Source organism: Pseudoalteromonas sp. KAN5, from assembly GCF_022846535.1.
GTDB classification, from domain to species: domain Bacteria; phylum Pseudomonadota; class Gammaproteobacteria; order Enterobacterales; family Alteromonadaceae; genus Pseudoalteromonas; species Pseudoalteromonas haloplanktis.
The window spans coordinates 3859439-3874303 of record NZ_AP025589.1 but is presented as its reverse complement, the minus strand read 5'-3'; the positions used below and the strand labels follow the sequence as shown (position 1 = coordinate 3874303).

General features: G+C 39.9%; 17 protein-coding genes and 3 tRNA genes. 7 read left to right on the top strand and 13 right to left on the bottom strand.

Going from position 1 to position 14865, the window contains the following annotated elements; all coding sequences use genetic code 11:
* Positions 1–38: 38 nt before the first annotated feature.
* Positions 39–2234, bottom strand: coding sequence for an EAL domain-containing protein (locus KAN5_RS17390; protein WP_244390165.1), 2196 nt, complete (start codon positions 2232–2234; stop codon positions 39–41).
* A gap of 268 nt (positions 2235–2502) precedes the next feature.
* Here KAN5_RS17390 and KAN5_RS17385 point away from each other — a divergent pair, with 268 nt between their 5' ends.
* Both KAN5_RS17385 and KAN5_RS17380 read left to right on the top strand, forming a co-directional pair.
* The gene (locus KAN5_RS17385) at positions 2503–3006 is read left to right on the top strand and encodes an SRPBCC family protein (RefSeq protein ID WP_308700768.1); all 504 of its coding nucleotides are present in this window, start codon (positions 2503–2505) and stop codon (positions 3004–3006) included.
* Positions 2975–3862, top strand: coding sequence for a TIGR03899 family protein (locus KAN5_RS17380; protein ID WP_016708415.1), 888 nt, complete (start codon positions 2975–2977; stop codon positions 3860–3862). Before KAN5_RS17385 ends, KAN5_RS17380 begins: the two co-directional genes overlap by 32 nt.
* Positions 3863–3886: 24 nt before the next feature.
* Here KAN5_RS17380 and KAN5_RS17375 read toward each other — a convergent pair whose 3' ends face one another.
* The 8 genes from KAN5_RS17375 to KAN5_RS17340 all read right to left on the bottom strand — a co-directional run bounded on the left by KAN5_RS17375 (position 3887) and on the right by KAN5_RS17340 (position 9307).
* Entirely contained in the window at positions 3887–4648 is a 762-nt protein-coding gene (locus tag KAN5_RS17375) for a TIGR04219 family outer membrane beta-barrel protein (RefSeq protein WP_138555944.1), read from the bottom strand.
* Positions 4649–4651: 3 nt separating this feature from the next.
* Positions 4652–5638, bottom strand: a complete 987-nt coding sequence (locus KAN5_RS17370) for a DUF2333 family protein (RefSeq protein ID WP_244390164.1) — start codon at positions 5636–5638, stop codon at positions 4652–4654.
* Between the two features lie 8 nt (positions 5639–5646).
* Positions 5647–6162 (bottom strand): copper chaperone PCu(A)C, encoded by a 516-nt coding sequence (locus tag KAN5_RS17365; RefSeq protein ID WP_016708412.1) that lies wholly within the window; start codon positions 6160–6162, stop codon positions 5647–5649.
* Between the two features lie 102 nt (positions 6163–6264).
* Positions 6265–6588 carry a hypothetical protein gene (locus KAN5_RS17360; protein ID WP_016708411.1) on the bottom strand — a complete coding sequence of 108 codons (324 nt, stop codon included), beginning with the start codon at positions 6586–6588 and terminating at the stop codon, positions 6265–6267.
* 9 nt (positions 6589–6597) lie between these two features.
* Positions 6598–6801, bottom strand: coding sequence for a PspC domain-containing protein (locus KAN5_RS17355; protein ID WP_016708410.1), 204 nt, complete (start codon positions 6799–6801; stop codon positions 6598–6600).
* Between the two features lie 12 nt (positions 6802–6813).
* Positions 6814–7482 (bottom strand): PspA/IM30 family protein, encoded by a 669-nt coding sequence (locus KAN5_RS17350; protein WP_138555946.1) that lies wholly within the window; start codon positions 7480–7482, stop codon positions 6814–6816.
* Between the two features lie 236 nt (positions 7483–7718).
* Entirely contained in the window at positions 7719–8651 is a 933-nt protein-coding gene (gene dusA, locus KAN5_RS17345; protein WP_016708408.1) for a tRNA dihydrouridine(20/20a) synthase DusA, read from the bottom strand.
* Positions 8652–8839: 188 nt separating this feature from the next.
* Positions 8840–9307 carry a hypothetical protein gene (locus KAN5_RS17340; RefSeq protein WP_016708407.1) on the bottom strand — a complete coding sequence of 156 codons (468 nt, stop codon included), beginning with the start codon at positions 9305–9307 and terminating at the stop codon, positions 8840–8842.
* Positions 9308–9762: 455 nt separating this feature from the next.
* Here KAN5_RS17340 and KAN5_RS17335 point away from each other — a divergent pair, with 455 nt between their 5' ends.
* The 3 genes from KAN5_RS17335 to KAN5_RS17325 all read left to right on the top strand — a co-directional run bounded on the left by KAN5_RS17335 (position 9763) and on the right by KAN5_RS17325 (position 11167).
* Positions 9763–10197 (top strand): transcriptional repressor, encoded by a 435-nt coding sequence (locus KAN5_RS17335; protein ID WP_016708406.1) that lies wholly within the window; start codon positions 9763–9765, stop codon positions 10195–10197.
* A gap of 80 nt (positions 10198–10277) precedes the next feature.
* Entirely contained in the window at positions 10278–10745 is a 468-nt protein-coding gene (locus KAN5_RS17330) for a chemotaxis protein CheX (RefSeq protein WP_016708405.1), read from the top strand.
* On the top strand, positions 10742–11167 hold the full coding sequence (locus KAN5_RS17325; RefSeq protein WP_016708404.1) for a secondary thiamine-phosphate synthase enzyme YjbQ: 426 nt from the start codon (positions 10742–10744) through the stop codon (positions 11165–11167). The genes KAN5_RS17330 and KAN5_RS17325 overlap by 4 nt, the downstream gene beginning before the upstream one ends.
* 446 nt (positions 11168–11613) lie before the next feature.
* Here KAN5_RS17325 and KAN5_RS17320 read toward each other — a convergent pair.
* The 4 genes from KAN5_RS17320 to orn all read right to left on the bottom strand — a co-directional run bounded on the left by KAN5_RS17320 (position 11614) and on the right by orn (position 12802).
* Positions 11614–11689 (bottom strand) — tRNA-Gly (locus KAN5_RS17320).
* A 100-nt stretch (positions 11690–11789) separates the two neighbouring features.
* Positions 11790–11865: transfer RNA gene (locus tag KAN5_RS17315), tRNA-Gly, on the bottom strand.
* 171 nt (positions 11866–12036) lie between these two features.
* Positions 12037–12112: transfer RNA gene (locus tag KAN5_RS17310), tRNA-Gly, on the bottom strand.
* 144 nt (positions 12113–12256) lie between these two features.
* Positions 12257–12802, bottom strand: a complete 546-nt coding sequence (gene orn, locus KAN5_RS17305) for an oligoribonuclease (RefSeq protein WP_016708403.1) — start codon at positions 12800–12802, stop codon at positions 12257–12259.
* A 122-nt stretch (positions 12803–12924) separates the two neighbouring features.
* Between orn and rsgA the strand changes: the two genes are divergently transcribed.
* Together rsgA and asd are read left to right on the top strand one after the other, a co-directional pair.
* Entirely contained in the window at positions 12925–13983 is a 1059-nt protein-coding gene (gene rsgA / locus KAN5_RS17300; protein ID WP_016708402.1) for a small ribosomal subunit biogenesis GTPase RsgA, read from the top strand.
* A 15-nt stretch (positions 13984–13998) separates the two neighbouring features.
* Positions 13999–14865 carry an archaetidylserine decarboxylase gene (asd, locus tag KAN5_RS17295; protein WP_016708401.1) on the top strand — a complete coding sequence of 289 codons (867 nt, stop codon included), beginning with the start codon at positions 13999–14001 and terminating at the stop codon, positions 14863–14865.

The window sequence follows — 14865 nt, the reverse complement described above, 5'->3', positions numbered from 1 at the left end:
ACTATTTACGATGATAGCCGATAGTTCCAATAATCTTGCTACTTTTTGTTTTCAATATACTGAATAAGCTCAACTTCTGGCATTGGTTTAGCGTACATAAAACCTTGTACTTCATCACAGCCTAATTGCTTAAGAAAGTCAGCTTGTGCTTGTGTTTCGACCCCTTCAGCAATGGTTTTTAAACCGAGCTTAGCACCCAATGCAACCACTAACGCAGCAATCGCGCCGTCGTCTTGATCAGGAAGATCTTTAATAAATGCTCGATCGATTTTCAATCGATCTAATGGCAACTTTTGCAAATAGCTCAATGATGAAAAACCCGTACCAAAGTCATCAATGGCCACTTCAACACCAAACGCTTTAAGCTCATTTAAGGTATCAATCACCACACTAAGCTCATCCATCACCACACTTTCAGTGACTTCTAATTCAATATTTTTGGGGTTAACCTGATATTTTAATAACGTCTCTTTGACTTGTTGGGCATAATCCTTGACCTTAAATTGCGGCACCGACACATTCACTGCAATACGTATTTCTACACCTTGCGCAGCTAAACGCTTTTGTTGCTGACAAGCCTGTTCTAACACCCATTGACCAATATCAACAATTAATCCTGCATCTTCAGCCAGCGGCACAAAAACTGCTGGGGAGATATAATTACCATTACCCGACGGCCAACGCAGTAACGCTTCACAGCCTATTAAGGATAAATCACTAAAAGCCAATTGCGGCTGATACCATACTTCTAGTTTACTATTTTCAAAATCTTGGCGCAGCTGGCGAATGATTCCTAGTCGCCAAGTCATTTGCTCTTCCATATCAGGCGTATAATAAACAGCATTACCTAACTTACCTTGTTTAGACTGGTTAAGTGCTATATAGGCGAGTTTTAGTGTTTCGATACCCGTGGCTTGGAAGTCTTGCTGTTCACATAAGCCAATTTTAAAATTAACCGGTAATAAGTGCTCTGCAGCAGTAAAAGGAAGATTTAAGTTTTCCCGCAATATATTTAAATTAAATTCATCACGGGCAATTAAAAAGCCAAATACATCGGCGCCAATTCGAGACAGTAATTTAGCCTGTGGGTACTCTTGTTTAAGCCGTTCAACAATTGCAATAAGTAAGTGGTTACCTACTTCTTGGCCTAGTCCATTATTGATATCTGAAAAGTGTGCGACATCAATTAAAACAAATATGTATTCATTACTATTTAAGCGATGGTATTTTTCAATCTGTTCAATAAAGTCCGTTCTATTCGCAAGCCCTGTCAGTACATCTTTATAAGCGGCATCTCTGAGTTTATTAAATAGCCTAACATTATCTAATCCTACACTGACATTGGTTAAGAAAATTTCAGCAAATTGTAGTTGGGTTAAGCTTGGCTGACTGACATACTCTAAATAAATAGCCGCTTGGCGATTCTTACTCTTCAATAAAAATGTCGTGTCATGCTCGGTGTGTTGATGTTCGCCAAATTCAAAACAGTTTTGTACCTGAAGAATTATTCGTCCATCATCTAATTGCTCAATACCTTGACCAATAAAGGCGCTAAACTCAGCGCAGCCACCTAACACTCGTACTTGATGACTGTCATCCAAACTGCCGCACACAACCCCTCTTGGTGCACAATCTAAAATGACCGAGAGTTGCTTAATCACCGCCATCGTAAAAGCTTTGATGTCGGTAAAACCTAATATAGCTTTAGAGGCCAGTAGAATATTATTTAACGCTTTGCTTTGGTATTCAAGTTGGCAAACTTGTTCATACGAACGAATAGCGGTCACTAAAGATGTCACTAATTTACTGCGAGTAAGCTCTGTTTTCGTTTTGTAATCATTTATATCGTATTCACGAATAACCTTTTCTTCAGGCGCGTAACCCGGTTGCCCTGTACGTAAAATGATACGTACATTATGGTTTTGCAACGTATCGCGTACTTCTTTAACGACTTTTAACCCCGCATCATCTGATTCCATCACGACATCTAACAGCAATACCGACACATTATGAGTATTAGCTAATACTTCAACCGCTTCAACACCAGAGTAAGCATGATGAAAACGCAATGTTTTCCCCCAGAACTTAACCCCTGAAAGTGCTAATTCAGTAACAGTGTGAATTTCAGGATCATCATCAACAATCAAAACATCCCAATACCCAACAGGCACAACTTCCGCATGAAGTTCCTCTTCATGATTAGCAAACAAAAAATCATTGTGTTCTGACGTCATTCCAAACCCTTTAAATGCAAATATCCCGCGCTATCATTTAATATTGAGACTATCCAACTATTGACTAATAAGTTATCACTATTTAGCTTATGATACAGTACTAATGTTGATAAATAATGAAGCTTGATAGACAGATTATAGTCAACATTCAATGCCTCATGGTACAACAGTGGAATTTATCACCTAAGGAATAGCTATTAAAATTTTACCCAGAGTTACTCAATTTATTTTTCTTATTGCTTTGATTCTTTTAGTAATTGGGCTGCTATTGCCCCAGCAATACCAAGTTCAAAAAAGCATTACAATACATGCTACGCAAACAAACATAGCCCCCTTGATCAGCGACTTTACAAAGTGGTCAAGTTGGTCACCTTGGCAAAAAGTAGACCCAAGTATTGTTTTCACTCTTGGTGAACCAAATTCAGGGGTGGGGGCTCATCAATTTTGGCAAAGTAGCTGGGGATTTGGTGAAATGACCATTACCAATATAAGCCATACTAAAATTGATTTTAATATTTTATTTAATGAAGAGCATATTGTTACCGGACAAGTTTCTTTTTCACCACAAGACAATGGCAATTTAGTGACATGTACGTTATCCGGCGAAGTTACCACGCCAATTTTTGGAGGCTATTTAGCACTCTTTAGCCAATACATCTTAGAAAACACCTTAAGACTTGGACTTAATAACCTAAAAACGACAGCACAACTACAAACAATACCAGAGTTAGAGAACGCTAATGACGATTCAAACAGCCCAAGCAAAAATTAATCTCGCTCATATTATTGAAACTAAGCTCGGTTACTCCATGCGTAAAACCAGCTCAACTCGCCTTACCAGCACCAGTGACGACAGTTATGGTCCACAAGGACAAAGTAAGCTCCCCTATCAAGTAAATAGTGATAACTCTACACTCGGCAGAGCACAACATCGCCAACAATTACTACTAGTCAAACAACAGCAAAATATTGAAGCTATTATGGCCATGGCAATGGACTTTTGCCCTGATGTCACCAGTAATGGCCAACCTGACAGTGATTGGGTTGAGCGGTTTATTGCACTGTGTGAAGACACTGCTAATGAATCAATGCAAAAATTATGGGCAAAAATTTTAGCCGGAGAAACGGTATCCCCAGGTACGTTTTCAATTAAAAGCTTACAAACACTAAAGCAAATGACCCAACGCGAAGCAGATGCACTGCAAAAGTGCACCGCACTTTGTGGCTATAACGAAAAAGATCACAGTCATTTAATTTTATTAGGCTTTTACAAAAAACCCTCATTATTTGATTTGCTGCGCAAAGGCAATAAAGTGTCCTTTAACTTAGGCAAAGCTGGGATCAGCTTTCCAGATATATTAACCTTAATGGATATTGGCCTAATTTATCGTAAAGAAATTGAGTCTGCGGCGCTAAAAGCAGGCCAAGAAATAAACCTAACCTTTTTAACCCAGCGAATAGCACTTAAGCCCAAAAGTAACGATTTAGTACTGAGTTATTATAAATTTACGCAGACAGGTGATGAATTACGAAAATTAATCAACACGCCCATAAATAAAGCTTATAAACAATTATTAAGCAGTGCGCTTGAAGAGGAGTTTGAAGTAACGTGGCACGCAAATAAATAACAGTGCCACGTAAAAGCTAACAAATTAGAAGTGAATTTGTACGCCTGCAAATGGACCTGATGCATCGATATTAGTATATAGATCATCAATATCATCTAGTTCTAAAGTCATTTGACGGTAGCCCGCTTTGATATCTAAATCAATCGCAAGGTTATCAAGTAAAGCCCACGCAATACCCGCTTGGTAATCTTGCACTTTGCTATCATCAATCGCTAATAAACTGCCTTCAAAAAATACGCTTAATCCGGTTAATGGTAAGCCTACTTCAGCACGACCATAAACAAGTGGTACAAAGCCTGAAAAATCTACTGTCTCAGTTGTTGCTTGGCCGTTTGAAGTACCCGAAACAATAATATCGCCATCAAACTGCTTAGCATTCACACCCAAGTCAATAGACACTAAGTCATTATCGAAAATCTCATAGTAAAGAATATAGTCGATATGTGATAAGTCACTGATGGTGTTGGCTTGAGTATTTGTAGTAAACGTAGTGCCACCAAATACAAAGCTTTCATCAAGAAGTGCAGAACCATTGAGCTCAAGTTCGGTATACTTTAATTTAATGTTTGGTACTAACGGAATTGGGTGTTCAAGCGCCGCATAATAGCTAGTGAAGGTTTCATCTTCAAAATCAAAATCTTGCATATTGCCTTGATCAGCAAAGCTACCTGAGTTATCAGATTGCCAGCCATCAACACCAACATATAAGCCTAATAAAGTATCAGCGTGTGCCGCTGGTGCTAAACAGGCCATAGAAAGGGCGGCAGCTAAACAGTACTTTTTCATGTTTTATCCTTGTGCTAAAAGTTCGCTAAGTTCAATAAGAGCCGCATTGGCTCTTGAGATATAATTTGCCATTACTAATGAATGATTTGCAACAAAACCAAAGCCATTGCCATTTAAAATAATAGGACTCCACACTGTTTCTTGCGTTGCCTCAAGTTCACGTATAATTTGCTGTAAGCTTACTCGCGCATTCTTTTTCTCTAATACATCTGCAAAATCATATTCCACTGCTTGCAAAAAATGTAATAAAGCCCAAGTAGCTCCTCGTGACTCATAAAATACATCATCAATTTTCCACCAAGAGGTTTTCACTTGGTTTTGTAATGGGGCATAAGTTGCTTGATGCGCTTCTTTATCACCGGCTAAATCGGTATTTAAGCGCTCTTGACCAACACTGGCACTTAAACGCTGGCTTAAACTACCGAGGCGCTTTTCAGCCTCCTTTAACCAGCCACGTAAATTATCAGCACGTGCATAAAACTGGCTCTCTCGAGCATTTTGATCGGCTATTTGAGTTCGGTACACAATTAAAAAATCGATACCTTTTTGATATTCACTTTCAGCACTTGGCCATGCCCAGGCTTCTGAGCTGATATTAAATTGTGGTTGCGCTTTTTTTAAAGCTTCATGTTCGGTTGACTGTGACTGTGAGCGGCTAAAATCTTTACGCATCGACAGTGCTAAATCGCGAGTCATTTCAAGTGCACCGTATTCCCATGCCGGCATATTGTCCATCAACACACTTGGCGGCATCATATCATTCGATAAGTAACCGCCCGGTTTATTTAATAAGGTAGTCGCAACATTAATCAACGCTGAGGTGGTTGTATAGCCGGTAACAAATTTCTCTCCACGCAACTGCGCCTCTTGCTTTGCTTGAGTAATTACATTTACGCGACTTGGTTCAACGCTCCAATAAACCGATATGGTATAAAAAATAATAAAGACTACTATTAGCCCAGTGATAATTTTCCCTTTATGCTGTGACATTTAACCTCCTAGTGATGTGTATGCTGCTGAGATTGTGGCACTTCTTCAATTTGGCTCTCTAATGAAACCACCGTTGCTTGAGTAAATACACGATCTCCATTGCTAAAATATAGCGTGAGTTTGAGTTCTTGCCCTATTTTTAATGGCTCTTCAGGCTCAAAAACCATTAAATGATAACCACCAGGCTTAAAATCGAGTTGTTGATGAGCCTTGATCTGTAGCATATCTACCTTTTGCATTTTCATCATACCATTAACATGTTGATGTTCGTGAACCTCAACACGCCCCATGCCATCAAGAGTCACTTTTGTTAGCTCAATGGTTGTATCACCATGATTTACTAGTGTTAAATAGCCAGCGCTGGATTTACTTCCAGGTAAAAAATTTCGCACTTGAGCATTGCTAACAACCACTTTATTTACAGTTTCATGTTGGTGTCCTGTATGAGCAAATAACTCGGAAGAATAAAAGCTTATTGCAAAAATAGCAGATGAGAGCAAAGTAAGTAATGGCTTAAGAGACATTTCGATCCTTGTTATGAGAATCAAGTTTAAGTGCTAAATTTAGCATATTTACGAAAAAATAGTCAGCTAAATTAGCATTTAAGATTATTTCAGTGGCCCAAATTAAGCCACTTTTTGGTTATCCGCAACAAGCCAACACAAGCAAACGATAAGCAATAATGGCCAAGCAATCATTAAAGAACCAAAAAGCAAGGCTAATATCACACCAACTCCTACAATGAGACCCGCACCAAGCAAGCCAACACTCACCAGCGCAACCAAAGCGATTACAACGATCACCGCCACTAATGCACCAAATAACTCAATACCAACCCAGCTTAAGTCTGCAATCCATAGCGGTAGCTGCCATGAATCAAATCGCCCTACTTCAAATGGGTTAAATGCTATGCACAACACAACCAATAAGCAAAATGCAATAATTTTCATGGCTCTTCCCTAGTGCACTTTATTATCTAAACAACAATGAGCAATTAAGTAACCTGCACCTATAAAAACAGGAAACTGAATAAAAAGCACGATTGTAGCAAGCCTAGTCGCCCAAATAGGAAAGTCGAACCTGCGTGCTAAACCACTACATACACCCGATATTTTTTTATTTAACGGATCTTTACTCCAACGAGCATGATTAAATGTATTCATTGTTTATTACTCCTAAGCGGTTTGTTGCAATTTAGCTTTAAGCACTGCAAGCTCTTTATCTAACGCTTCATCTTTTACTAATGCATCTATCTGCTCTGCAGTTGAATGCTGCTTTGCCGTTACATCATAGGCGTCAACTTGTGCTTCAATTGACTCCACACGCTGCTCAATAACATCAAAGCGTGCAAGTGCATGCGCAACTTTATCGCTATTTAATTGTTGATTAACACGCACACGAGCATTTAGAACATGATGAACCTGCGCCAAGCTACGTTGTTTAGCTTTAGCCGCACTCAGTTTGTCTTGTAAACGCTGCGCGTCATCACGTAACTTCGCTAATGAATCTGATAATTTAACAAGCTCTGGTTCAATCGCAGCTAACTCAGTTGCAACACGTTGCTTTTCTTTAAGTGCTGCAGTGGCTAAATCATCACGCCCCTTAGTGACCGCTAACTCAGCCTTTGCTTGCCATTGTGCTATCGACGTTTTTTTATCAGTTTGCTGGCGCTGTAACGCTTTTTGTTCACAGAGTATTGTCGCGGCAGTAGTACGGCATTCATCCAATGCTTGCTGCATTTCTTGAATTAATAAGTTGAGTAGTTTTTCTGGATCTTCTGCTTTATCTAACACAGCAACGAGGTTTGATTGAATTAGATCATTAACACGATTAATTAAGCCCATGATTTTCTCCTGTTGATTATGGGTGATTACAACAAGGTGATTCCAAGACTTGTGCCAAGTGACAAAAATTAAAATTTAAACAATAAAAAACAAAAGGATACACTTAAAAAGTGAAGACTAAACTGACTCTGAAATGAATATGCATAAGTTAATTTGACTAAAAAAATGATTTTTTAACCATTATTTAGGATCAAAAAAACCACTAAAAAGTGGCTTTTTAATTTAAAAAGGTACTGCTATTCGGGAACAAAACTAAGTGCTTTATCCATCACTGACAAATCAGCCTGTTTGCCATGACCATGTTCTGAAAGGTGGCGTCTATAACCTCGCGCACCGGGTTGGCCTTGAAAAATCCCCAGCATATGGCGAGCAATATGCCAAAAGTTAGCACCTTGGCGCATTTCATCTTCAATATAATCATACATAGCACGCACCACATCATGACGAGACAAAGTGCATGCACTTTCACCATAAATTTTTTCGTCTACTTCACTTAAAATAAATGGATTACTATAAGCTTCACGACCTATCATTACGCCATCAATATGCGCTAAATGGGCAAGGCTATCAGCGATCGTTTTAACACCACCATTTAAGCTCAGGTCAAGTTGTGGATAGTCTTTCTTTAATTGATAAACTCGTGGGTAATCAAGTGGCGGTACTTCGCGATTTTCTTTCGGGCTCAAACCACTTAGCCATGCCTTACGAGCATGAATAATAAAATCGTCACAGCCAACGTTATGGCTAGCTTCTATCAATGCACATAAAAATTCATACGAATCTTGCTCATCAATACCAATACGTGTTTTTACCGTAATTGGGATATTAACTTCTGCCTTCATGGCCGCAACACACTCAGCAACCAGTTGTGGCTCAGCCATTAAACACGCACCAAAACGACCATTTTGAACACGATCTGATGGACAACCAACATTAAGGTTGACTTCATCGTAGCCGCGCTCAGCAGCAAGCTTTGCACACTTAGCTAACGCGTCTGGATCAGAGCCACCTAATTGCAAAGCAACCGGGTTTTCATGATGATTAAAATGTAGATAATCACCGCGGCCAAATAAAATGGCCCCAGTTGTCACCATTTCAGTATACAACACCGCGTGTTTTGTCATTTTACGATGAAAAGTACGGCAATGGCGATCAGTCCAATCCAGCATAGGTGCCACGGAAAAACGTCTATTCAAAGTAAAATCCTCAGGTTAATTAGTCGCTACCATTAGCCACGTAAAAAGCGCTGTATTTTACACAAGTAGAGAGGCTGCTTCAATGATAAGCAGTGAGCCAATTGCAAGCCTCGAGTGATAGCTGTAAATGGCTCGATTAAGATTTATTATCGTGGCTGAGGTTACTTAACTAAATAATCGTAATTCACACCGCTGACTTCCACAACAGTCACAGCAAGCTCAGTGTAATTTTTAATTTTAGGATTAACTAATTTAGCCCCGACAGCTATTTTCGCAATTTTATTAGTTTTATCTAGCTCTACAATCTGTACAGTCGCTGATGTATCAAAATCCGCTGACTGAGTATAGTATTCTGAGCCAACACTAGCACTTACGGCTAGATTTGGTTCACTGTTAGAGGTGGACTGCAGCAACGTTCCTTTTTTCAAGTCACTTTTTAAAATTGTAAAACTAAACTTAGGGGTGTTTTTTTCACCAACAAATATAGTTACAGCGCTTTGCCCATTTAACTCAAAATCATGCTCTGTAACTTCAACAACTCTTATTTTATCACTATCATAACTAGGTTCTACGCAAGCCACAGCCCCAAAAAGAAGTAACGCAGATAAAACAATACTTTTAAGCTTCATTTTTATTCCTTAAATTAAAAAACCTATAGTGTAAAACTAGATAACACTTAACGATATTTCAATAATTAAATCAATGAAATATATTTAATTCCATTTATCAGTTAAATTACGCTCTTTTATGGATACCTCTCATCAATAACGTCTTGCACGAAAATACTGATGCTTAGGTTTAACTTATAGCGTTATAGCGTAGCAACTGATGATGATATTAATTCCACAATTAACAGTTATCATAAATGCTGTGATTTATACTTAAGCTACGTGTAATTAGTATTACAAGTCATCAAAACAGTATTGATAATACCCATAAGTAAGCGACACTGTGAAACACTCAAACTTGCCATAATGACCACAATAGACCATAGCCACTTCTAGAATAAAACTGTTGAATAAAAACACTGCAACTACAATACAGTATGTTAGTATATCGCGGGTAGCGTAAGGATAAGATGAAGATGAATATAGAATCACTCGTTAGTAAAGCCAAGCAAGTGTGTGATAATCGCGGCGCGCGGTTTACACCCATCCGTGAAAAAGTATTTCGCCTATTAGCAACTGCTCAAGGCGGTGTAGGCGCTTATGATTTATTAGAGCAACTCAAGTTGACCGAATCTGGAGCAAAACCAGCCACTATTTACCGCGCCTTAGACTTTTTAGCTGAACTTGGTTTTATCCACAAAATCGAAAGTACTAACGCATTTATGCTGTGCCATCATTTTGATCATATTCACCCAGTACAACTATTAATTTGCGACAGTTGTGGTTTTGTCAAAGAACTACATTCAAGTGTAATTTCGCACGAACTTAACAGTCTTGCTGCAGAAAGTGGCTTTATCGTCTCTGGGCAAACAATTGAAGCCCATGGTAAATGTGGCCAATGTAAAGAATAATTAAGTGCAGAGCTAAAATAAGTCACTACACTTTAATGTATAACCGCAGTAAAACTGCTCAATTCGAGGGATAAACAACAATGAATGTAGAGTTCATCAATCCTTTTTTATCATCTTTGTTGAACGTGCTCAGCACAATGGCACAAACCGAGCTAAAGCCAGGAAAGCCAAAAATTAAAAAAGATGAAATTGCCTGTGGCGATGTTTCTGGATTAATTGGCATGGTAGGACCACAAACTAAAGGGTCATTTTCAATCACATTTGATGAAAACCTTGCACTAACAATTATGGAACGCATGCTAGGTGAACGCCCTGATTCAATCAACGAAGAAGTTACCGATATGGTAGGAGAAATTACCAACATGGTAACAGGTGGTGCCAAAAACCTACTTGGTGAAAAAGGCTATGATTTTGATATGGCAACCCCGATTGTTGTGTCAGGTAAGGGCCATACCATTACTCATAAAAGTGAAGGCGCAAAAATACTTATGCCATTTACCTCAGATGCGGGTAATGCCAACATAGAAGTTAGCTTCGACAAATTATGAGCTGGTTACAAAAAACCATCCAACTGAAGCCTCGCTCACGAGGCTTTCATATTATTGACAATGAAATAATTAGCCAACTACCTGAAATAGCTGATTATCAAATTGGCTTATTACATCTTTTTATTCAGCACACTTCAGCAAGCTTAACTATCAACGAAAATGCCGATCCAACGGTTCGTATGGATATGGAAAGCCATTTCAATAAATTTGTCCCCGAGTGCCAACCTTATTACCGCCATGACTATGAAGGCGATGACGACATGCCTGCTCACATTAAATCCAGTGTTTTAGGTTGTGAACTGACTATTCCAATTAATCAAGGGCGCTTACAACTAGGCACTTGGCAGGGAGTTTATTTAGGTGAGCATCGTGATCATGGTGGCGCAAGACGTATTGTTGTGACATTGCAAGGGCAAATATAAAGCTATCAGCTATCAGCTATCAGCTATCAGCTATCAGAAAAGCATTACTCCAACAGCTGATTAAGTAAAACTATTAACTTCTTTTATTTGTGGCGGTTTTAATAAATAAAAGATGAATATTCACTTAGAAGAGAATCCAGCGGCACATGAGGCTCGAACTGCTTATGGCTTAGTTCGACCTTGGCATGTTTTTTTGATATTAGATAAAGATTGGAGCGGCACACGAGGCTCGAACTGCTTATGACTTAGTTCGACCTTGGCATGTTTTTTTTTGATATTAGATAAAGATTGGAGCGGCACACGAGGCTCGAACTGCTTATGACTTAGTTCGACCTTGGCATGTTTTTTTTTGATATTAGATAAAGATTGGAGCGGCACACGAGGCTCGAACTGCTTATGACTTAGTTCGACCTTGGCATGTTTTTTTTTTGATATTAGATAAAGATTGGAGCGGCACACGAGGCTCGAACTCGTGACCTCGACCTTGGCAAGGTCGCGCTCTACCAACTGAGCTAGTGCCGCATAAAAAGTTTCTAGTTACAAGATTCAAGTTAAAAGTTAGAACAGCTTGGAGCTTTCAGCTTTCCCCTTGAAACTTAAGCCAATTTCTTTGGTGAGAAATTGGAGCGGCACACGAGGCTCGAACTCGTGACCTCGACCTTGGCAAGGTCGCGCTCTACCAACTGAGCTAGTGCCGCATTCAAAATAGCCAGTAATTTGTCCGTTGGTGCGCGACAAGTCGCGGTAAAACGTTCTGGCAACTGAGCTAGTGCCGCATAAAAAGTTTCTAGTTACAAGATTCAAGTTAGAACAGCTTGGAGCTTTCAACTTTCCCCTTGAAACTTAAGCCAATTTCTTTGGTGAGAAATTGGAGCGGCACACGAGGCTCGAACTCGTGACCTCGACCTTGGCAAGGTCGCGCTCTACCAACTGAGCTAGTGCCGCATCATATTCAGGTTCTAGGTTCTAGGTTCTACCAATATTAAACCTCGTTCCTTTAACCTGCACTCAAACACACTAACCCCGCGGGGGTTATCGTCTTAAGCGGGGCAGGATTCTACAATATTTCAATGTGTTTGCAAGTGTTTTTTACAAATTAAAGAATTTTTCTTGGTAGACTTTTAATTCCATGATCGAATCTTTGATGTCGTCCAAAGCAAGGTGTGAGCCTTTTTTGTTCACTTGCGCTAACACCTCTGGTTTCCAGCGTCGTGCAAGCTCTTTAATGGTGCTCACGTCTAAGTTACGGTAATGGAAGTAATCTTCCAATTCGCGCATATACTTATTCATAAAGCGTCTGTCTTGACCAATAGAGTTTCCACACATAGGTGACGCGCCAGCAGGAACCCATTGCTTTAAAAATGCTAAGGTTTGCTCTACAGCATCTTGCTCTGTAAATGTACTTGCTTTACAACGTGCTGTTAAGCCAGATTGACCATGTTGAGTGGTACACCATTCATCCATGCCATCAAGTAACTCATCGCTTTGATGAATAGCAATAGTTGGCCCTTCAGCCAAAATGTTTAACTCACTGTCGGTGACAACAGTGGCTATTTCGAGTATTTTATCTGTGGCTGGTTCAAGACCTGTCATTTCAAGGTCGAGCCAGATAAGATTTGATTTATGAAAAGACATAATTACCTAAGCGGTACTTTCCTTTAGATCCAACGCATTTAGTTATATCATATTAGTATCATCAGTCGACCTAAAGCTTTTTTTTCAAAAAGCACGACATTTAACCAAGTTATAGGCCAAAAGTGGCAAAACAGAAGAAATTAAGTAAAGGCCAATCCCGTCGGATCAAGGCCAATCACCAAAAGCGCTTGTCGAATGCCGATGCAGGCACTGCCCAAGGTGCATCAAACCAATGGCAAACGGACAATTTAGGCCCTGCAGAAAATGCCGTGGTGATCAGCCGGTTTGGCCAACATGCAGACATTGAAACCGATGCCGGCGATGTACTACGCTGTAATATTCGCCGCACCGTAAAAGGCATTGTTTGTGGTGACGAAGTACAATTTCGTCGTGCTAAAGTCAGCGAAGGTGATTTAGCTGGTGTAATTGAAGCGATGCATGAACGCCGTTCGCAATTAACTCGCCCTGATTTTTACGACGGTGTAAAAGTCATAGCAGCCAACATTGACCAAATATTGATGGTGTCAGCAGTATTACCCGAGTTTACCCCAAGTATTATCGACCGGTATTTAATCGCGTGTGAAGACATGGGCATAGAGCCTATTTTAGTGCTTAATAAAATAGACTTAATTGACGAGCAAGGCTTAGCAGAAATCAACCAAGTACTCGATATTTACCGTGGCCTTGGTTATCAAGTTTTTTTAGTGAGTAATAAAAGTGGTTATGGCATTGACGCACTAAAAGAAACGTTAGTTGATAAAAACAGTATTTTTGTTGGTCAAAGTGGCGTAGGTAAATCAACCTTAGTGAATACTGTTTTACCTGATGCTGAAATACTCACCAAAGAAGTCTCTGAAAACAGCGGTCTTGGTCAACACACTACGACAGTATCACGATTACACCATCTCCCTTCTGGCGGTAATTTAATTGACTCGCCAGGCATTCGTGAGTTTGGTTTATGGCACTTAGATGTAGAACGTGTTACATGGTGCTTTAAAGAATTTCGTGAATTCATCGGTGGCTGTCGTTTTCGAGACTGCAAGCATTTAAACGATCCAGGTTGTATAATTCGTCAAGCAGTAGATGAAGGTGATATTTCGCAGTTACGTTTTGATAGTTACCACAGAATTTTAGAAACAATGGCCGATGGCCGTGCCGGAGCTCGCGCTCCGCGCGTATAAATTAGGAAGAAATCAGTGAGTTTAGATAAGTTCAAAATAGCAATGCAATATGCAATGCCAAAACACTTTGTATCGCGCATGGTGGGTAAATTAGCCGCAGCGAAAGCTGGCGCACTTACCACTACCTTGATCAAGCTATTTATTAAACAATACAAAATTGATATGAGCGAAGCGCAATATAGCGATCCTGCTCACTATAAAACCTTTAATGAATTTTTTACTCGCCCATTAAAAGACGGTGTGCGCCCATTAGCAACAGAGAGTGACATCATTGCTCACCCTGTCGATGGTGCGATCAGCCAACTAGGGCCGATTGTTGAAGGTCAACTGATCCAAGCTAAAGGCCATGATTACAGCTTGCAAGCACTACTAGGTGGCTCAGAGCAAGATACAGCGCCATTTTTAGGAGGTGACTTTGCAACTATTTATTTGGCCCCAAAGGACTATCACCGTATTCATATGCCTATTGACGGCACATTAAGCAAAATGATTTATGTACCGGGTGATTTATTCTCAGTGAACCCACTTACCGCACAAAATGTACCAAACTTATTTGCACGTAATGAACGCGTAGTAGCTATATTTGATACTGAAATTGGCCCGCTTGCTATGGTATTAGTAGGAGCGACTATTGTTGCTAGCATTGAGACTGTTTGGGCTGGCACAGTGACACCACCCGCAGGTAAAGATGTATTTAGCTGGAACTACCCAACCACAGGTGACAACGCCATTACCTTGAAAAAAGGTGAAGAAATGGGCCGCTTTAAATTAGGCTCAACGGTTATTTTAGCTTGGGGAGCGGATAAAGCAGACATTTTTGATGATCAAAAACCTGGCACTATAACCCGTATGGGCACACCCTTCGCTGAGATTGATGATTAA